12 protein-coding genes are annotated in these 19,847 nt (G+C 72.8%); 7 read left to right on the top strand and 5 right to left on the bottom strand.

Annotation, left to right across the window (positions count from 1 at the left end):
• The 3 genes from ACGFMK_RS45590 to ACGFMK_RS45580 all read left to right on the top strand — a co-directional run.
• The coding region (locus tag ACGFMK_RS45590; protein WP_392777172.1) for an ATP-grasp domain-containing protein at window positions 1–719 on the top strand (719 nt) is incomplete at its 5' end.
• Entirely contained in the window at window positions 694–1,734 is a 1,041-nt protein-coding gene (locus ACGFMK_RS45585; RefSeq protein WP_392777169.1) for a GntG family PLP-dependent aldolase, read from the top strand. The genes ACGFMK_RS45590 and ACGFMK_RS45585, both read left to right, overlap by 26 nt.
• A 44-nt stretch (window positions 1,735–1,778) precedes the next feature.
• Window positions 1,779–3,542, top strand: a complete 1,764-nt coding sequence (locus tag ACGFMK_RS45580; RefSeq protein WP_392777166.1) for an amino acid adenylation domain-containing protein — start codon at window positions 1,779–1,781, stop codon at window positions 3,540–3,542.
• Window positions 3,543–3,548: 6 nt separating this feature from the next.
• On the opposite strand, the gene ACGFMK_RS45575 is transcribed toward ACGFMK_RS45580, so the two are convergent.
• From ACGFMK_RS45575 to ACGFMK_RS45565, 3 genes are all read right to left on the bottom strand, one after another.
• Window positions 3,549–4,292, bottom strand: a complete 744-nt coding sequence (locus ACGFMK_RS45575; protein ID WP_392777163.1) for a BTAD domain-containing putative transcriptional regulator — start codon at window positions 4,290–4,292, stop codon at window positions 3,549–3,551.
• A gap of 137 nt (window positions 4,293–4,429) precedes the next feature.
• Window positions 4,430–6,067, bottom strand: a complete 1,638-nt coding sequence (locus tag ACGFMK_RS45570) for a hypothetical protein (protein WP_392777161.1) — start codon at window positions 6,065–6,067, stop codon at window positions 4,430–4,432.
• Window positions 5,995–7,299 (bottom strand): BTAD domain-containing putative transcriptional regulator, encoded by a 1,305-nt coding sequence (locus tag ACGFMK_RS45565; protein ID WP_392777158.1) that lies wholly within the window; start codon window positions 7,297–7,299, stop codon window positions 5,995–5,997. The genes ACGFMK_RS45570 and ACGFMK_RS45565 overlap by 73 nt, the downstream gene beginning before the upstream one ends.
• A 468-nt stretch (window positions 7,300–7,767) precedes the next feature.
• On the opposite strand from ACGFMK_RS45565, the gene ACGFMK_RS45560 reads away from it, so the two are divergent.
• Together ACGFMK_RS45560 and ACGFMK_RS45555 are read left to right on the top strand one after the other, a co-directional pair.
• Window positions 7,768–7,953 carry a DUF6229 family protein gene (locus ACGFMK_RS45560; protein ID WP_013226578.1) on the top strand — a complete coding sequence of 62 codons (186 nt, stop codon included), beginning with the start codon at window positions 7,768–7,770 and terminating at the stop codon, window positions 7,951–7,953.
• Window positions 7,954–8,035: 82 nt separating this feature from the next.
• Entirely contained in the window at window positions 8,036–10,855 is a 2,820-nt protein-coding gene (locus tag ACGFMK_RS45555) for a type 2 lanthipeptide synthetase LanM family protein (RefSeq protein WP_392777155.1), read from the top strand.
• 316 nt (window positions 10,856–11,171) lie between these two features.
• On the opposite strand, the gene ACGFMK_RS45550 is transcribed toward ACGFMK_RS45555, so the two are convergent.
• A complete protein-coding gene (locus ACGFMK_RS45550; RefSeq protein WP_392777152.1) occupies window positions 11,172–11,609 on the bottom strand; it encodes a hypothetical protein in 438 nt (145 codons plus the stop codon).
• A 455-nt stretch (window positions 11,610–12,064) separates the two neighbouring features.
• Between ACGFMK_RS45550 and ACGFMK_RS45545 the strand changes: the two genes are divergently transcribed.
• Window positions 12,065–16,684 (top strand): RHS repeat-associated core domain-containing protein, encoded by a 4,620-nt coding sequence (locus ACGFMK_RS45545; RefSeq protein ID WP_392777149.1) that lies wholly within the window; start codon window positions 12,065–12,067, stop codon window positions 16,682–16,684.
• Between the two features lie 250 nt (window positions 16,685–16,934).
• Here ACGFMK_RS45545 and ACGFMK_RS45540 read toward each other — a convergent pair whose 3' ends face one another.
• Window positions 16,935–18,323, bottom strand: coding sequence for a KamA family radical SAM protein (locus tag ACGFMK_RS45540; protein WP_392777146.1), 1,389 nt, complete (start codon window positions 18,321–18,323; stop codon window positions 16,935–16,937).
• 132 nt (window positions 18,324–18,455) lie between these two features.
• Here ACGFMK_RS45540 and ACGFMK_RS45535 point away from each other — a divergent pair.
• Window positions 18,456–19,847: amidohydrolase (locus ACGFMK_RS45535; RefSeq protein ID WP_392777143.1), on the top strand; the 1,392-nt coding region annotated here is incomplete at its 3' end.

The following is a 19,847-nucleotide window of genomic DNA, read 5'->3' as shown; positions in this document are numbered from 1 at the left end:
GCCTGCTGGACCGCGCCCGCGGCGTTCTCGTGGAGCGGCGGGTCGACGGCCCGGAGTACTCCGTGGAGATCATGGGCGGGGAGGCCGTCGGTCTCACCCGCAAACACCTCGGCAGCCCGCCGTACTTCGTGGAGGTCGGCCACGACCACCCGGCCGACGTACCCGCCGAGGTGACCGAGGAGTTGACCGCAACCGCCGTGCGGGCGGTGCGGGCCGTCGGCCTGACCACCGGGCCCGCCCATGTCGAACTCCGCCTGCCCCCGGAGGAACCGCCGGTGGTGATCGAGATCAACCCGCGGCTCGCCGGTGGTCTCATCCCGAGGCTGGTGGCCCACGCGACCGGGCGGGACCTCGTCGCCGAGACCGTCGCGCACGCGGCCCGGCTGCCGGTCGGCACGGTTGCCCGGCGCACCGGGTTCGCCGCCGTCCGGTTCGTCGTGCCCGGGCGGGACGGCGTGGTGGCGGCCGTGCGCGGTGTGGCCGACGCGGCCGCCCGGCCCGGCGTCGTCGAAGCCGGGTGCAGCGTGGCACCGGGCACGCGGATCGTCGTCGAGCACTCGTTCCGGGACCGCCGGGGCCACGTCATCGGCGCCGGCCCGACGGCGGGGGACGCGGTGGCGGCGGCCGAACGTGGGCTCGCCGACATCGTGATCACCTACACCCCGCCGCCCCGCGACGAGGAGGGAGCCGGCCGTGCCCGTCGTCGAATTGCGCAGTGACACCTTCACCTTGCCGACGGCCGAGATGCGTGCCGCGATGAGCCACGCCCCCGTCGGTGACGACGTCTACGGCGAAGACCCGACTGTCCGCCTGCTGGAGGAGAAGGCGGCCGGCGCCATGGGCAAACAGGCTGCGTGCCTGATGCCCAGCGGCACGATGGCCAACCTCGCGGCGCTGACCGCGCACGCCCCGCGCGGCAGCCGGGTTTTCGTCGGCCGGGACTCGGACGTCTACGTGTACGAGGCCCACGGCGTGTCGGTGTGCAGCGGGGTCGCCATGGACCCGATCGACACCGACGCCCGCGGCAGGCTGAACATCGCCCAGCTGGAACGGGCACTGCCGGAAGACCCGGACGACCCGCAGTTCTCGCTGCCGTCCGCGCTGTGCCTGGAGAACACCGCCAACCTGGCGGGCGGGGTTCCGCTGGCGCCGGCGGACATGGCGGACGCGGTGGCGTTCGCGGTCCGCAACCGGCTCGCGGTGCACCTGGACGGCGCCCGGATCTTCAACGCGTCGGTGGCGCTGGGCCTGCCCGCCGCGGAGGTGGCCCGCGAGGCCGATTCGGTGCAGTTCTGCCTGTCCAAGGGACTTTCCGCGCCGATCGGGTCGATCGTGACCGGTTCGGCGGAGTTCGTCACGAGGGTCCGCCGGGTGCGCAAGATGCTCGGCGGCGGCATGCGGCAGGCGGGCGTGATCGCGGCGGCGGGCATCGTGGCGCTGGACACCATGGTGGACCGGCTGGCCGAGGACCACGCGCGGGCCCGGCGGCTGGCGGACGGGCTCGCCGGGATCGCCGGCCTCAGCGTGGCCCCGCAGCAGGTGCGCACCAACATCGTGATGTTCCGGGTGGCGAACGGACGGCCGTCGCACGGGGAACTGATCGGCGCCGCCGGGCGCGACGGCGTCCGGCTGGCCGAGCTGGGGCGAGGACAGCTCCGGGCGGTCACCCACCGGGGTGTCGACGACCGGGGCATCGAACACGCGTTGCGGGTCATCGCCGCCGCCATGCGGTAGTCCCGCACCGCAGGCCGGACAATGGATCGAAGGGAGCGAACGAGGTGCTGTCGGACACGGATGTCGTGCACGAGCTGTTCGAGGACCAGGTGCGTCGCACGCCCGGCGCGGTGGCGCTGACCGAAGGTGCCGAGCACGTCACCTACCAGGAGCTCAACCGCCGAGCCAACCAGCTGGCCCACCACCTGATCGCCGCCGGCGTGCGGCAGCACGACATCGTCGGTGTGCACCTGGTGCGTTCGGTGGACCTGGTCGTGGCGATGCTGGCCGTGCTGAAGACGGGCGCGGCGTACCTCCCGCTCGAGCCGGCGCTGCCGGCGCAGCGCCGGCGGCAGATGCTCGCCGAGTGCGCCCCCCGGCTGGTGATCACCGCTCCGCCGCTCGACTGGCCGGACCCGGGCGTCCGCGAGCTGTCCCTGCGACGGGACGCCGCGCTGATCGCGGCCTGTGCCGGCACCGACCCGCGGCTGCCGGTGAGCCCCGAAAGCCTGGTGTACGTGCCTTACACGTCCGGTTCGACCGGCCGGCCGAACGCCACCGGGGTCCCGCACCGGAGCCTGCCGGGCTTCTTCCGGGGGACGGACTACGGCGGCTGGGGACCGGGGCAGGTGGCGTTGTTCCACTCTTCGCTGTCGTGGGACGGCCACGTGCTGGACCTGTACCCGTCGCTGCTGACCGGGGGACGCGTCGTGATCTGCCCGGTCACCGATCCCGACCCGCTCCGGGTGGCCGCGTTCGCGCGTGACGCGGGGGTGACGATCCTGCTCCTGCCGTCCGGCGCGTTCAACGCGGTCGTCGACGGCGACGTCAGCGTGCTGTCAGGGGTGCGGGTTCTGCTCACCGGTGGCGAGACGATGTCGCGTCGCCACGTGGCTGCGGCGCTGGACGCCCTGCCGGACACCGTGATCGTGAACGGCTACGGCCCGTCGGAGTGCACCGTGTACACGTGCGTCCACCCGGTCGGGCGGGACGACCTCACCCGGACGTCCATCCCGATCGGCCGTCCGGTGGGCGACCGGACCGTGCACCTGCTGGCCGGCGGCTGTTCGGCCGTGCCGGACGGGGCGCACGGCGAACTGCACGTCGGGGGTCCGGGCGTGGCGCGCGGCTACCTGGCCGGCCCGCGGCTCACCGCGGAGCGGTTCGTCCCCGACCCGTCCGGCGCCGCGCCGGGAGCCCGGCTCTTCCGCACCGGTGACATCGTCCGGCGGGCGCCCGGAGGCACTCTGGAGTTCGTCGGCCGCACCGACGATCAGGTGAAGATCCGGGGCTTCCGCGTCGAACTCGGCGAGGTGGAGGCCGCGTTGCGGGATCAGCCCGGGGTCCGGGACGCCGCGGTGAAGGTGCACGGCGACGCTGCCGCGGGCACGGCACGGCTCGTCGGTTACGCGGTGCCGGAGGACGGGGCGGTCATCGATGCGGCCGGCCTCCGGGCCCGGCTGCGGACCCGTCTGCTCGACGCGATGGTGCCCGCCGCGATCGTGGTCCTCGACCGATTGCCGTTGAGCCCCAACGGAAAGGTGGACCGAGGCCGGCTGCCCAAGCCCGACGGCGCGTCGGCCGGCTACGTCCCGCCGCGCACCGAGGTCGAACGCTGCCTCGCCGAAGTCTGGCAGGAGCTGTTCGAACTCGACCGGGTGGGCCGGAGCGACGACTTCTTCGACCTCGGCGGCCATTCCCTGCTGGCGACGCGCGTGGTCAGCCGCGTCAAACAGGTCCTCGACGTGCCGATGACGCTCCGCACCGTCTACGACGCTCCGGTGCTGGCCCGGCTGGCCGAGATCCTCGAACGCACCCGACGGCCCTGAGGCGGCTCACACGGGGCTGCCGGCCAGGATGTCGCGTTCCAGCCGGCGCAGCTCGTCACCCGGGTCCAGGCCGAGTTCGTCGGCGAACTGCGTCCGCGCCTCCCGGTACTCGCCCAGCGCCTCGCCACGCCGGCCGGTGCGGCACAGCGCGACGATGAGCTGGGCGCGCAGGCGTTCCCGGAACGGGTACTCCTCGATGTGCGCCATCAGGTCGCTGATGACGGTGCCGGATCGGCCGAGCCGGATTTGCAGGTCGAAGTAGTCCTCGACGACGCAGAGCCGGCGCTCGCCGATCTGCGCGGCGAAGGACTGGATCCGGCTGCTGTCGACACCGACGAACGGCCGGCCGCGCCACAGCAGCAGGGCGTCCGCGAAGTGCTGCGCCGCCCCGTCGAGGTGCCCGGCCGCCATGAGCCGTCGCCCACTGGCCACGAACCGGTCGAACCGGTGCAGGTCCAGCTGGTCACCGTCGACCGAGGCCAGGTAGCCGGGCTGCCGGGTCACGACCAGGCTGTGCACGCCACCCCGGGCGAGCCGTTTCCGGACGCTCGAGACGCAGATGTGCACCTGGCTGCGCGCCGTGGACGGCGGTGCGTCCCCCCAGACGACGTCGACGAGGTGGTCGATCGTCACGACGCGGTTGGCGTCGGCCAGCAGCGCGGCCAGCACGCTGCGCTGTCTCGGCGCCGTGACGTCGACGACCCCGCCCGGCCCGGCGATCTCCAGGGACCCGAGTACCGAAATCCGCATGGTCTTCCCCCGATGCCGCCGGCCTCGGCTGTCGCCGGCAACCAAAGCATGCCGCGCCACCCTGCAAGAGCGCTGACGCGGCGCTGCGGTCTCGCGCACCGGACGAGCACGCCGCGGCCCGCGCGGGCCGCCGGCGCTCACACCTCGGCGGTCCGGCTCCGGTTCGCCGCGCGGTTCTCGATTTCGTCCGCGGCCGAGTGCAGGTTTCCCGCCCGGTACAGGACGATGGCCTGGTGCCACGCCTCGCGTGCCTGGTCCGGGTGGCCCAGCGCGTGGTGAGTGTCGCCCAGTGCGGCGAGCGTGCCGGCCTGGCGGTAGGTGTTGTCCAGGTGACGCCACAGGGAAAGGGCGCGCCTCGACCGCTCCAGGGCCTCGCCGTGGAGGCCGGTCTCGCCGGCGATCGCGGCGAGGCTGTCCAGCGCATCGGCCTGCCCGTAGACGTCGCTGCTCTCGCGGCACAGCGCGAGCCCCGATTCGGCCTGGCCGCGTGCCTCTTCGTGCCGCCCCAGCCGGCTCAGGCACGCACCGATCAAAGCGAACGCGCGCGCTTCCCACTTGCCGTCTTCGAGGGCGCCGTACAGCTTCTGCGCACTGGTGGCGTGCTCCAGCGCTCGCTCGTCGTCCTTCTCGTTCGTCCAGTGCAGTGCCAGCACGAAGTGGACGCCCGCCTGGCCCAGCGTGTCGCCGATTTCCCCGGCCAGCGCCAGCGAGCGGTTCAGGTGGTGCAACGCTTCGGCCGGCATCCCGAACGGGCCGTAGACGAGGCCGAGGCGGCGGTGCGCGCGGGCCTGCACGGCCCTGTCCCCGAGGCGTTCGGCGGCGGCCAGGCCGGCCAGCCAGGACTCGATGTTGGCCTGGAGGTGACCGCGGCGGTAGTGGAAGTTGTCGAGCGTCCAGGCCAGCTGCCACACCCAGGTGTCCCAGCCGGCGTCCTCGGCGGCCTGTCGTGCCGCGAGCACGCACTGGTGGTTGCCGTCGAACCAGGTCATCGCGGCCGTGTCGTCGGGGAGCGGGGCCGGAACGCAGCCCGGCGGTGGCTCGCCGACGTCGATCGGCGGGTGCTGCTGGTCGAGCAGGCGGCTGCCGCGGTGACCGGTGTGCAGGTGGAAGCCGACCAGCCGGCGCAGCGCCGCGGTCCGGTCGGGTTCCGGCTCGCCGGCCAGCACGGTGGCCTGAGCGTGCTGGCGGACCAGGTCGTGGAAGCGGAACCGGCCGGTCGCCGGCTGCTGCAGCAGGTGGTCGTCGACGAGGCTTTCCAGCAGCCGCTCGGTTTCCGCCGCGGGCACGGCGGCCAGTGCCGCGGCGGCGGGGACGTCGATGTCCGGACCCGGGTTCAGGCCGAGCAGCCGGAACATGCGCTGCCGGGCCGCGTCCAGGTGCCCGTAAGACAACGCGAACGCCGCGGCGACGCTGCGGTCGCCCGCGGAGAGCTCGGCCAGCGGCCGGCCCGCCTGGCGCAGCCGGTCGGCCAGGTGGGCCACGGTCCACACGGGCCGGGTGCGCAGCCGCGCCGCGGCGATCCGGATGGCCAGCGGCAGGTGCCCGCACAGCGCGACGACGTCGCGGACGGCGCCGGCTTCGGCGGCGGGCCGGTCGTCGCCGACGATGCCGCTGAACAACGCGACCGAGGTGGCCTCCGGCAGCACGTCCAGGGAGACGGTGTGCACCGCCTCCAAGCCGATCAGGCGCCGCCGGCTGGTGATCAGCAGCAGCGTGCCCGGGCTGCCCGGCAGCAGCGGCCGGACCTGCGCGGCGTCCGCGGCGTTGTCCAGCACGACGAGGATCGAGCGGCCGGCGAGTTCCGCGCGCCAGAGCGCCGCGCGGGCGTCCGGTTCGTGGGGATCCGGTCCGCGGCCACCCCGAGGGCGCGCAGCAGGGTGTCCAGCGCCGCCGCCGGGGTGGTCGGTGCCTGGCCGCAGGTGTGCCCGTGCAGATCGATGAACAGCTGGGCGTCGCGGTAGTGCCCGGCGAGCCGGTGCGCGGCGTGGATCGCCAGCGTGGTCTTGCCGATGCCGGCCATCCCGTCGATCGCCTCGATCACGACGGCGGTCGGCGCGGTGTGCGCGACGCCGTCGCGGACCGACAGCAGCCGGGAGAGCTCGGGTTCACGGCCGGCGAAGTCGGCGATGTCGCCGGGGAGGTCGTTGCGGACCGCGGCGGCGGCCGGCCGGACGGCGACCGGCCGCGCCGGGGCGGCCGCGAACAACTGCGGATCGTTGTCGAGGATCCGGCGGTGAATGCCGGCCAGCCGGGGCGAGGGGTCCAGCCCAAACCGGTCGACGAGCACCGTCCGGGCCCGCGTGAACGTGTCCAGCGCGTCCGCCTGGCGGCCCGCGCGGTAGAAGGCGGTCATCAGCTGGCCCCACAGCCGCTCGTGGCCGGGGTGCCGGTCGCACAGCGCCGTCAGTTCGCCGATCAGGGCTTCGCCGGCGCCGGTGGCGAGGTCGGCGTCGATGCGGTCTTCCAGGGCGCCGAGCCGCAACGCCTGCAGCCGCCGGGTTTCGGCCAGCAGCGCGGCGGTGCCGGCGAAGTCCTCGTAGGCGTCACCGCGCCACAGCGCCAGCGCGCGTGCCAGCCGGTCCGACGCCGTCACCGGGTCCGCCGCCAGGGCGCTGCGCCCGGCGGTCACCAGCCGTTCGAACTCGCGGGCGTCGAGCAGCGCGGGTTCCAGCCGCAGGGCGTAGCCGGCCGCGCGGGTCTCGATCAGGTCGGCCCCGCCGAGGACGGCGGCGACCGGCGCCAGCGAGCGGCGCGCGCGTGACATGTAGGTCCGCACGGTCCGGGGGGTGCCGGGCGTGGCGTCGCAGTCCCACAACGCACCCGCCACGGTGTCCACCCCGGTGACACGGCCGGCGTTCGCGATGAGCAGCGCGAGCAGGGTGCGGATCCGGGGACCGCCCAGATCGAGCGGCTGCCCGTGCACCAGCACCTCGAACGGGCCGAGCACGCGGAACTCCGGTCGTTCGTTCCCGTGAGCCGGTTCGTCCGCCCGGTCGTTCGTCCCCACCCTGTTCAGGAGGACCGGTCCGCGGCTTGGATAGGAGCCGTTCGGCCCAATCCCGGGGCGAGTTCCGTGGCCCGGGGACCCGGAAGTGGGACAAACCGACTTCGGTTCGGGTTCACGGAGGACGAGCAGGCACGGTGAAGGTCGTTCAAGATCGCCGCTACGGTGGCGCTGTCGGACAGTCGACCGATTGTCGACGGATTGTCGACGGCGCGTGGGACCGTTCACCAGCGGGAAGTGGCTCGTCCCACGATGGGTGGCGGCGTTGCCCACGAAGGAACGGCGACTCAAGAATGAGTGCCGACGTTTGTCGAGCCAATTTTCGGAAACCGGACATAAATCGATCTTGACGAAAGAATGCGCGCTGTCAAAATTGCGTCCGAACGGCCGAAGAGGCGCTGCCGGTAAATGCATACACTGAGCTCGAAGTGTTCAGATACTTCGTCCAACTGGAGGTTTACCATGCAAACCGTGGATTCCACAGCCGTTCTGGAAGGCTGGTTGTCGGGTTCGGAATCGGTGCACGGCCTGGCGAACCCGGCCGGCCCGCTGTACGTCGGCGGGAACGCCGCCGAGGCCGCGCTGGTCGACCCGACCGACATGCTGTACGCATTCTGTTCCAGCCCGACCGGCTCCCACGGCAGCTGGTGCTGCTGACGAGTTCGATTATCGGAACGCGCCCGCCATTCCCCCGCGGGGAGTGCGCGGGCGCACTCGGATCGGATCAGGCGGAGGCGGCATGCTCGATTCAGTGGACAACGAAACCCTCCCGTTCGGCGGTCCCGTGGAACGGCTCACCCGGCCGTGGCGGAGCACATTGGCGGGCGAGCTCGACGCCATTCCCGGCCTGGCTCCGGACGAACGCGCCCTGGTCCTGGCGGCCGGGAGCGACGCGTTGGTGCAGTCCTTGCACGCGAAGCTGTCCCGCGTGTTCCTCATCGAGCTGCACGCGCGGCGGCTGGCCGCCGGCGCGGCCGGAGACGGCGAAATCTGGGCGGACTACCTCGAAGAGGCGACGCGCGAGGGCTACCTGACGAGCATCGCAGGGCGCTACCCGGTGCTGCCGCGGCGAGTCGAGCGGGTGGCGCGGGCGTCCGTGGCCGCCGTCGCCGGCTTCGCCGCCCGGCTGGCCGCGGACCGCCCGGCCTTCGACGAGGCGCTGCGCGGGCCGCTGAAGGCGGTCGTGTTCGGGCGGGGGGACACGCACCGGGGCGGCCTGACGGTCAGCCGGGTCGACGTCGGCGCCGGGACCATCATGTACAAGCCGCGGAACTCGGCGATCGACGTGGCGCTCGCGGCGCTGATCCGGGACGTCTACGAACGATTTCCCGGCGTGCCGGCGCCCGCCGAGCGGATCCGGGTGCCGCGGGTGCTGCTGCGCGACGGCTACGGGTGGGCCGACTACGTCGAGCCGCGCTACTGCGCCGACGAGCGGGAGCTGGGCGTGTTCTACCGCAACATCGGGCACTGGCTGGCGATCCTGCGGTTGTGCGGTGGCACCGACATGCACGCGGAGAACATGATCGCGGCGGGTCCGGTGCCGGTCGTCGTGGACGCCGAGACGTTGTTCGACGCACCGGCGGAGTTCCCGGCCAGCGGGCAGGGCGACGCCGTGGACGTCGCGACCGCGGCGATCCGCCGGACGGTCCTGCGCACCGGCCTGCTCCCGGTGCGCGGGACGGGATACGCGCTCGGCGGGGTGGACATTTCCGGGATCGGCGCGCTGCCCGGGCAGCAGCCCCGCATCCCGGCGCCGGTGATCGCCGACGCGGGCACGGGCAGCGCGCGCCTCCAGGTCGACCTCGTCGACGTGCCGGCCGCGGGCAACCACCCCAGCCCGAAGCCGGTGTTGCACGCCTACTGGGACCGCGTGCTCGAAGGGTTCCAGGAGATGACCGCACACCTGCATCGCCTCGACACGGGTCCCGCCGGCGACGTGCACCACCTGCTCCGGCACTTCGACGGCGTCGAAGCCCGCCGGCTCCTGCGTCCGACGCAGGCCTACGTAGACATCGGACGGATGCTGTGGCACCCGGCGTCCCTGCACGACGAAGCGGCCGCGCTCGAACGTGGACGGGACATCCTGCTCCGCAACGCGAAGGTCCTTTACGGCGCGCCCCAGGACCGGCCGACCATCGACGCGGAGATCGCCGACCTGCTGGCCGGGGACGTCCCGTTGTTCAGCTTCACGGTCGACGACGCGGCGATCGCGGCGTCGGTGGCCGACTGGCGCGGGGCGGACCTGCCGTTCGAGGAGTCGATCATCCAGGACGCGCTCGTCGGCGCCTATCTCAACGAGCGCACCTTGCCGTCGCGCCGCCAGTACCCGGCGCACGAGCCGCACTGCCGGAACCGGGAGCGCCGCCGGCGGGCGTTGGCGGCGCGGCTGGTCCGGCAGCTGTGCGACGGCGGGGTCCGCGGCGCGGACGGCACGGTCACGTGGGTCAGTCCGGTGTTCACCCCGGCGGGCTGGTCGATCCGGGTCCTGCCGGCCGACCTCTACACCGGCCAGGGCGGGGTGGTGCTCACGCTGGCCGAATATCTGGCCGAGGTGCGCGCCGGGCGCGCCGACGAGGTCGCCGGGGTGCAGGAGTGCTTCGACGGGGCGCTGAGGGTGCTGATGAGTGTGGAGGAGCTGACGGAGACGCCGTCGGCCGGGGCGTTCAGCGGTGCGGCGTCGCAGGTGTGGACCTGGCTCGCGCTGCACCGCGTGCTGGGCTGGGACTGGCTGCCGGATCGGGCGGCCGAGCGGGCCGGGCAGTTCTCCGATGGCCGCATGATCGCCGAGGACCGCGAAGTGGACCTGCTCAACGGTGTCGCGGGCGCCGGTGTGCCGCTGCTCGACCTCGCCGAAACCGGCAGGCCGGAGTGGCTGCCGGTGGCCGCGGCGGTCGGGAACCGGCTGGTGGAGCTGGCCGTGCACGAGGACTACGGAGCCCGCTGGCCCACCCGGCTCAACCCCGAGGGCATCGGCGGCTTCGCCCACGGCGCGACCGGCGTCGGCTGGACGCTGATGCGGCTCGCACTCAGCGACGCCGGCACGGCGGCGGAACGGGCCGCCTGGCGGGCACTGGCGGAGCGGGCGTTCGCCTATCAGGAGTGGCTGTACCGGCCGGAGGAGGGCAACTGGTTCGACGCCCGCATCGGCAGTGAGGAGGATTTCTTCACCAGCTGGTGTCACGGCAGTGCCGGCATCGGACTGGCGATGCTGGACCTGCACAGCCGCACCGGCGAGGCGCGGTGGCTGGAGATGGCGGTCCGGGCCGCCCGCGCGAGCGCCGCCGAAGGCTTCGGCTGGAGCCACACGCTGTGCCACGGAGACATGGGTTTGTGGGAGATGCTCGACGCGATCCGGTCGGCCGACCCGTCGTGGGACGGCCCGGACCGCGACGAGATCGACGGCGAGTTGCTGACCGGCCTGGAGCAGCGCGGCCCGGTCGGCGGCTTGGCTCGCGAGGCCTTTTCCCCGAGCCTGATGTCCGGCTTGGCCGGGGTGGTGCACGGGCTGCTCCGGATGCATCCCGAGCAGCGCATGCCGTCCCCGCTCCTGCTGGACTGACGGCCCGGGCCTGGAACCGTTTCGTCGTTGTGCCGAGCTGCCTCGCCTCGGCCGGCCACCGAAGGCCGACGGGCCTGAGAGGTTGTTCCTAAACCAGCCGGGATGGGCTGGAGGCGTGGCGCCCTTGGTGGCTGTTGGTGGGGTCGTGGCGGGTGAGCTTGCGGGTCATGGTGGTGATCACGGCCCACTTGACCACGGCTTCGTGGGTGGCGGGTAGGCGTTCGTAGTCCCGGACGCGTTGGCGACCGCGGACCGCGAGGAGCGGCTGGCCGCCTCGGCGGGCTGGGCCGTCGTCCGGCGGCCCAGCCCGGTGGGATCAGCCGCAGGCGACCGGGCCGGCCGAGGCGCGGAACTGGTTGACCGAGCCGCTGCCCAGCGAGAGGTTGCCGGACAGGTAGATGCACTTGCCGGCGGTGCCGGTGAGCACCACTCCGCCCGCGTACTCGTGGTACGGGCCGGAGTCGGTCACCGGAGTGCCCCCGCTCGTCCAGATGCTGACCGAAATCGAGCGCGCGGGCGCCCCGTCGCTGGTGACCTTCGCGCAGTTGGTGCCACCGTTCGCGCTGGAGTACCACAGGCGCAGCGTGCCGGCCTGCTCGCCGAGCTGGTTCTTCAGCGGCTTGGGCAAGCCGTCCTTGTGGAGTTCCGTGCCCGGGCACACCGCCACCGGCTTGGCCGCGGCAGTTGCCTGCGCGGCGGGCGCCACGACGATCCCGGCTGCCACCACACTGGCGACGACGGCTGACTTCCGCACGAATGACCGCATACTTGCCTCCCACAGGTAAGCAGTGCCCGGGTCGTTCCCGGGCCACCGCCGCCTCCACGCCCAGGAGGCCGAAACGGTTTAGCGGACGGCGGGCTTTCTCCGGCTCCCGGAACGTCTCCCAGCCCGAACTGCCCCACAGCGGCTCGCGCACCGGGTGCTCCTCGAGCAAACGCTCCCTTCGGCACTCACCTGCCGGGCGAAGCCGGCCACCATCGCTCGAACAAGGTCGATCGGGTCGCCGCGCGCGGATTCCGGCGCCCGGACCTCGAATGGTTCCGTCACACGAGCATGTGTGGCCGCTGCGGGCATCGCGGGTGACCGGACGGGCAGTCGAACCGGTGAGCCCGGCGCGGCATCCCGGGGGGTTGGTAGCTTGGAAAACGATCTCGGGCCGACCAAGGTGAGCCGGAGAGCGGCTTCTGCGACGAGGATGGTCCCACCACATGAGCAACCCGTTGATCGCGCCGACGCAGGATTCGACGAAGGCGTACTCGGGAATCTCCCTGCTGGAGACGGCGAACGACCTGAAGTCCGCGATCGAGAGCGGTGACTGGGCCTCGGTCGCGATGGGCGCGGTCGGCACCGCCCTCGACGCGTTGTCGATGGCCATGGACCCCTTCGGCGCGATCCTGGCCGCCGGCGTGGGCTGGCTGATCGAGCACGTCGGCCCGCTGAAGGAGGCGCTCAACGGCCTCACCGGCAACGCCGACGAGATCGCCGCCCAGTCGGAGACGTGGAAGAACATCGCGGGCGAGCTGCAGAGCGTCGGCACCGACCTCGGTGACATGGTCAAGGCCGACCTGCAGTCGTGGAGCGGCCCGGCGGCCGACGCCTACCGGCAGCGCGCGTCGGACACCACGACGCTCCTGGAAACCGCGCAAAAGGGCTGTGAAGGCGCTTCCAGCGGCGTGAAAACCGCCGGTGAGGTCGTCGGTGCGGTCCGTTCGCTGGTCCGCGACATCATCGCCGAGCTGGTCGGACACCTGATCAGCTGGGCGTTGCAGGTCGTGTTCACGCTCGGCATCGGCCTGACCTGGGTCGTCCCGCAGGTCGTCGCGGCGGTCGCCAAGACGGCGTCCAAGATCGCCGACCTCGTCACCCGGCTCGTCAAGGCCCTCAAGGCGCTCATCCCGCTGCTGAAGCGGGCCGGCTCGCTGTTCGACGACGCCGCGAAGGCGCTGAAGAACATCAAGCCCGGCAAGGTGTCCGCGCCGCCGAAGGGCCCGAAGATCGACGGCACGCCGAAGGCACCGGAGCCCAAGCCCAAGGGTGGTGACGGCACCACCACCTCCGGTGCGGACGGCAGCCCGCCCCCGCCGAAGCACGACGGCCCGCCGCCCAAGAACGACGGCACCTCGCCCTCCGGCGCGGGCCACAACGGCGACACCCCGCCCGGCGGCCACGGCGGCTCTCCCGGCGGCAGCGGCGACGGCCCGAACGGCTCACCCGGGGGCAACGGCACCACCCCGTCGTCGAACAAACCGGACAACCCGCGCGACACCGCCCCCGATCCCGACAACCGCGTGTGCAAGGACGACCCCGTCGACGTCGCGAGCGGCGAGGTGATCCTCGAACAGCTCGACCTCGAGCTCGGTTCGCTGGTGCTGGCGCGCACGCACGTGTCGACCTACCGGGCGGGCCACTGGTTCGGCGTGTCCTGGTCGTCCACTGTGGACCAGCGCCTCGAGGTGGACGACGAGCACGTCTGCTACTTCTCCCCGGCCGGCACGATTCTGGTCTACCCCCGCGGCGACGGCGAGCAGCTGCCGGTGGAGGGAGCGCGCTGGCCGCTCACCCGCGACGGCGACACGTTCACCCTCACCACCGACGACGCGGTGCTGGAGTTCTCCGGCTCCGGCCGGGTGGTGCCGCTGCGCGCCTTCGAGGGCGAGCAGCGGGTCGAGGTCTTCTACGACGACTTCGGCACCCCGTCCCTGCTGCGCCGTGAGGACGGCGTCCGCGTCGCCCTGCGGACCCGGCGCGGCCGGGTGACCGAGCTCGTCGTCCTGGGTGACGGGCTGCCGGACGTCACGGCGATGCGCTTCGACTACTCCCCGGGCGGCCACCTGAGCGCGGTGACCAACTCTTCCGGGCAGGCGCAGCGGTTCGAGTACGACGAGGCCGGGCGCCTCACGGCGTGGCAGGACCGCAACGACGTCCACTACGCCTACACCTACGACGAGCTGGGCCGGTGCGTCCGCACCAGCGGCGACGGCGGTTTCCTCAGCGGCACGTTCAGCTACGCGGACCGCGTCACGCGGCACACCGACTCGCTCGGGCACGTCACCGAGTTCCACCTCAACGACGCGCGCCAGGTCGTGCGCGAGGTCGACCCGATCGGCGGCGTGACCCTGTCCGAGTCGGACCGCTACGACCGGCTGCTCTCCCGGACCGATCCGCTGGGCCGCACCACCCGCTACGGCTACGACGAAGACGGCGCCCTGTCCGAGGTGCACCGCCCCGACGGATCCGTGGTGCAGGTCGAAGGGCCCGCGATCACCGTCCACAGTGGAGAAAGCAGCTGGCGTCGCCGGTACGAGGACGACGTCCCGGATCCGCGCACCACGCCGGTCGGCGTCGCCACCTCGATCTCGTTGGGCAGCGAGGAGCCGCCCGCTCCCGAGGGTGTGGAGCCCGACCAGTTCGGGCGGCCGAGGGCGGTCGGGCCGGTCGCGCTGAGCTGGACCGTCGAGGGCCGCCGGGCCGGCCGGGTCGGGCCGCGGCAGGAGCGGGCTTTCTGGCGTTACGACGGGGAAGGCAACGAGACCGAGCACGTCGACGAGCTGGGCCGCGTCACCCGCCGTGAGTACGGCCCGTTCGACGTGCTCACGGCGCTCACCGACCCCACGGGCGCGCGTACGGCGTACGGCTACGACACCCAGCTGCGCCTGACCTCGGTGACCAACCCGCAGGGCCGCACCTGGCACTACCGCTACGACGAGCTGGGGCGCCTGCAAGCGCAGACCGACTTCGCCGGACGCACCCGCACCTACGCCTACGACGCCGCCGGCCAGCTGGTCCGCTCGACCGACCCGGCGGGTCTGGTGACCACCTACCGCCACGACGTCGTCGGCAACCTCGTCGAGGTGCGGACGCCGGAACGCACCACCACCTACCGCTACGACCCCGTCGGCCACCTGGTGCACGCCGCGAACGGCGAGTCCACGGTGGAGTTCGAGTGGGACGCCCTCGGCCGCGTCGTCCGGGAATCCGTCGACGGGCGGAGCGTGACGTTCGAGTACGACGAGTCGGGTTACCTCCACCGCCGCACCCCCGGCGGTGTCGAGTCCACCTGGTTCTTCGACGACCTCGACCGGCCGATCGGCCTGCTCGCGGGCGGGCAGGCGATCGTGTACCGCCACGACACCGCGTCCCGCGTGGTCGGCCGGCACGACGGCGCCGCCCAGCTCGGCCAGACCTTCGGCGGCAACGGTGAGCTCGTCACGCAGACCGTCGTCTCCGGGGGTGTCCCCGTGCAGCGGCGGTCGCTCGGCTACCAGGCGAACGGGACACTCGCGACGCTGCACGACGACGTCACCGGCACCACCGCGGTGACCCGGGACGTCGCCGGCCGGGTGGTCGGCGTCACCGCGGCGCACGGGCGTGAGGAGTACCGCTACGACCCCGCCGGCACGCTGCTCCCGCCGGCGGACCTCGCGGTCGCCGAGGACGGGTACGGGCGGCGGGTGAGCCAGGGCGCGCTGCGGTTCACGTGGTCCGGTGACCGGCTCACGGCCGCGGCCACGCCGGACGGCACCGTCTGGAGCTACCACTACGACCCGCTCGGCCGCCGCATCGGCAAGACCCGCCAGGGCGCCGACGGCACCAGCGTCACCACGATCCACACCTGGGACGGCACCACCCTGATCGAGGAGGCCGGCCCCGGCCTCCTCGTCACGTGGGACCACCTGCCCGGCACCGTGACCCCGGTCGTCCAGCGCGAGCGGGACGACCGGGGCACGCGGGTGCGCACGTTCGTCACCGACTCCGTCGGCACGCCGACCGACCTGCTCGACGAGCGGGGCGGACTCGTGTGGACCAGCCGCCGCACCGCGCACGGCCGGGAGCTGACCGCCGCGCCGACACCGCTGCGCTTCCCGGGCCAGTACGCCGACGCCGAAACGGGCCTGCACTACAACGTCTTCCGCTACTACGACCCGGCGACGGCGCGCTACCTGAGCCAGGACCCGCTGGGTCTCGAACCGGGCCCGGACCCGTACGCCTACGTGCCCGATCCGTACGCGGAGTTCGACGCGCTCGGCCTGATGAACTGCTCCACCACCTCGCAGTCCGCGGGTGGCGGCGGTGGCGGTGCGCCGCAGACCCCTAGGGGTGGGCACGACGCCGGGAACACCGGCGGCAGCTCCGGGAAGCCCACGCCGCCGCCGGTGCCGCCTAGGGACAAGAAGCCGAAGATCCCGCCGAAGCTCGGGCCGAACGGCAAGCCCGTCGTGCCACCCAAGCCGAAACCGAAGCCGGACACCACCACGCCGTCGAGCAGCAAGCCGACGCCGCCCCCGGTGCCGCCGCGGGACACCAAGCCGAAGATCGAGCCGAAGCCCGACACCCCGGACACCCCCGGGCCGTCGAACCCGAAGCCGGACGCGGGCGGCGCGCCGGGCACCGCGGGCAACCCGGCGCCGAAGCCGCCGCCGGGCAAGGGCGACTTCCACCAGCCGCCCCCGGGCGCGCCGAGCAAGCTGCAGGGGGAGTACACGTTCAAGCCGGAGCCGCAGAAGATCAGCGGCAGCAACTACGGCGACGTGACCCCGATGCAGGAGCACGTCTTCCAAGGCGTGATCGACAGCAAGATCGCGAAGTGGAAGCAGGAAGGCCTGATGGACACGCCGTTGGACGTCAAGGTCTACTACCCGCCGGGCTCCAACCAGCTCAAGCTCGCCGGCGACGGCCACCACTCCTTCGCCGCGGCGATGGAGAGCGGCCGCCCGATCAACCTCCAGCTGTGGAAGCAGCCCGGCGGCGGCCTGGCCAACCCGCAGACCAGCTGGACGAACACGACCGCGCTGCCAGGTTTGCCGAAACCGGGGCAGTGGCAGAAGTAGCCGACGGGCGCCGGCCTGGACGTCGAAAAACTTCGGCGCAACCGGCCGGCGCTCCTTGGCTGCAGCAGTGGCACATCGGGTGATCACCGCGCGACGTCCACCGGACGGACAGCTCCGCCGGCGGAGGGCTCGCAGGCGGCCGTCCGCGTCGGCGCCGATCGTGACCAGCGCAAACGCCTGAACCGTCCGAGGGGTGCCGTGCGCCCCCTATCGGGCCCACGGCAGCCACTCAGACGGTGACGCGCAGGCGTCAGCGGGACCGGTTCGCCCACCAGGTCTGGCCGGCCTCGGGGAGGGTGGGGATCGGGTCGTAATAGGGGTAGCGCCGCTGCAAGGCTTCCGGGTCGTCCAGCTCGATGCCCGTCCGGTAGTTCTTGGTCCAGTACGAGATCCCGAGCTCCCGGTCGTAGTCGGCCAGCTGGTGCACCCACCGCTTCCCGACGTACGGCACGTCGCAGACGATGCGCGGGGTCGCGTAGCCCGGGAGGTAGCCCATGATCGCGTGCTGCAGCTCCTGCGCCTCGTGCACCGACACCCGCCAGTGCTCGGCGTTCGGGATCATGTCGCACATGTAGAAGTAGTACGGCAGGATGTTCGCCTCACCCTGCAGTGCGAAGCACAGGTCCAGCAGCTGGGCCGGCGTCGCGTTGACGCCGCGCATCAGGACGCCCTGGTTGCGGACGTCGCGGACGCCGACGTTCAGCGCCGTCTGGGCCGCCTCCGCCACCAGCGGGGTCACCGACTGGGCGTGGTTGACGTGGGTGTGGATCGCCAGGTTGACGCCGCGGCGCTGGGCGGTGACGGCGACGCGCTCCAGGCCTTCGACGACCTTCGGCTGCAGCCAGTGCTGCGGCAGCGCGGCCAGCGCCTTGGTCGCCAGGCGGATGTCGCGGACCGTCTCGATGTCCATCAGACGCATCAGGAACGACTCGAGCTGCGGCCACGGCACGTTGGCGACGTCGCCGCCGGAGACGACCACGTCGCGCACGCCCGGGGTCTTCTTGAGGTACGCGATCATCGCGTCCTGGCGGTCGACCGGCTTGAGCGAGAGCTTGTGCTTCTCGATCTGCTCGGTGGAGTTGCCGACGAGGTCCATCCGGGTGCAGTGCCCGCAGTACTGCGGGCAGGTCGAGATCATCTCGGCCAGCACCTTGGTCGGGTAGCGGTGGGTCAGGCCCTCCACGACCCACATCTCCGCCTCGTGCAGCGAGTCGCGTTCCGAGTGGGGGTGGCTCGGCCACGTCGCGTCGCGGTCGCTCTTGACCGGGAGCATGTAGCGGCGGATCGGGTCGGCGTAGAACGCCTCGGTGACCTTCGCCGGGTCGGTGCCGGCGGACGGCGCCATCGTGTTGATCATCTGCGGCGGCAGCAGCATCGACATGGTCGCCAGCTCGCGCTGGTCGGCGGCCAAGTCGTCGTAGAAGCGCTCCTCCAGCAGATCGCCCATCAGGGCGCGCAGCTGCTTGGCGTTGCGGATGCAGTGGACCCGCTGCCACTGGGCGTCACGCCACTCGGCGTCGGTCACGTCGTGCCAGCCGGGGAAGCGGCGCCAGTCGGGTTCCACCAGCTCGGCGCGGGCGTACTCGTACGGCTGGTCGATCGCGGCGGCAGGTGACACAGGTTCCTGGATCGCAGTCACTTGTACTCCCAGTCGTCGGTTAGGCGTCAAAATATCCTGTCATACCGTTCTCATGCTGTAAATCTTCCTGCTTGCTTGCGGATCTTCCCCCAGGTGGCGGAGGGGCTGGAGGGGCGGAGCAGACTCAACGGCGTGACGGACGAACACACCACGCTCCTGCTCGGCGGGCGCATCTACACCCCCGCCGGCCCGGACGCCACGGCGCTCGCGATCACCGGCGGCACCGTCGTCTGGGCCGGGCAGGACGGCCCGGCCCGAGCCCTGCACCCCGGCGCCGAGATCGTCGACCTCGACGGCGCCTTCGTGGCCCCCGCCTTCGTCGACTCGCACGTCCACGCCACCGCCACCGGCCTGCACCTGACCGGCCTCGACCTCACCGCCGCCCGCGACCGCGCCGACCTCCTGAGCCGCGTCCGCGCGGCGGTCGTTCCCGGGCAGGTCCTGCTCGCCCACGGCTGGGACGAGACCGCCTGGACCGACCCACGGCTGCCCAGCCGCGCCGAGCTCGACGACGCCGCCGGCGGGGCCCCGGTCTACCTGAGCCGGGTCGACGTCCACTCCGCGCTCGTCTCCACCGCGCTGGTCGAGCTGGCCCCGGCCGCCCGGGGCGCCGACGGCTGGTCGCCCGACGGCCCGCTGGCCCGCGCCGCCCACCACGCCGTCCGCGCGGCCGTGCGCGCCGCCGTCACCCCCGAGCAGCGTGAACGTGCCCAGCGGGCGTTCCTCGCCGAAGCTGCGAAACAGGGCATCGTCAGCGTCCACGAGTGCGCCGGGCCCGACATCTCCGGTCGCGACGACCTCGCCGCGCTCCTGGAGCTCGCCGGACCGGGCCACCCCGAGGTCGTCGGCTACTGGGGCGAGGTGGGCGCCGTCGAGACCGCCCGCGAACTCGGCGCGCGCGGACTGGCCGGCGACCTCTTCGTCGACGGCGCCCTCGGCTCCCACACCGCCGCGCTGACCACGCCGTACGCCGACCACGACGGCTCCGGGACGCTCTACCTCGACGCCCACCGCATCGCCGGGCACCTCGCCGCGTGCACCGAGGCCGGGCTGCAGGCCGGGTTCCACGTCATCGGCGACGCCGCCACCGCCGAAGTCATCGAAGGCTTCCGCCTGGCCGAGAAGGAAGTCGGGCAGCGCGCCCTGACCGCCCGCCACCACCGGCTGGAACACCTGGAGATGGTCACCGCCGAGCAGGCCAAGGTCCTGGCCGGCTGGGGTGTCGTCGCCTCGATGCAGCCGCTGTTCGACGCCGCCTGGGGCGGCACGGACGGCATGTACGCCGAACGCCTCGGCGCCGACCGCGCGGCCGGGCTCAACCCGTTCTCCGCACTGGCCGCCGAAGGCGTCATGCTCGCCTTCGGCTCCGACGCACCCGTGACGCCGCTGAACCCGTGGGCGAGCGTCCGCGCGGCCGCCTACCACCGGACGCCGGGCGCCGGCCTGTCCCCACGGGCCGCGTTCACCGCCCACACCCGGGCCGGGCACCGCGCCGCGGGCGTCAACGACGGTGTCACCGGCAGC

The organism is Amycolatopsis sp. NPDC049252 (assembly GCF_043197175.1).
GTDB lineage: Bacteria > Actinomycetota > Actinomycetes > Mycobacteriales > Pseudonocardiaceae > Amycolatopsis.
The sequence above is the reverse complement of the archived record's forward strand: the minus strand, read 5'-3'. Positions and strand labels throughout refer to the sequence as shown.

Excerpts from the sequence above, each read along its gene's own strand:
- ACGFMK_RS45575 (WP_392777163.1), bottom strand. The coding sequence starts at position 4,292 with ATGCGGATTTCGGTACTCGGGTCCCTGGAGATCGCCGGGCCGGGCGGG.
- ACGFMK_RS45555 (WP_392777155.1), top strand. The coding sequence starts at position 8,036 with ATGCTCGATTCAGTGGACAACGAAACCCTCCCGTTCGGCGGTCCCGTG.
- ACGFMK_RS45545 (WP_392777149.1), top strand. The coding sequence starts at position 12,065 with ATGAGCAACCCGTTGATCGCGCCGACGCAGGATTCGACGAAGGCGTAC.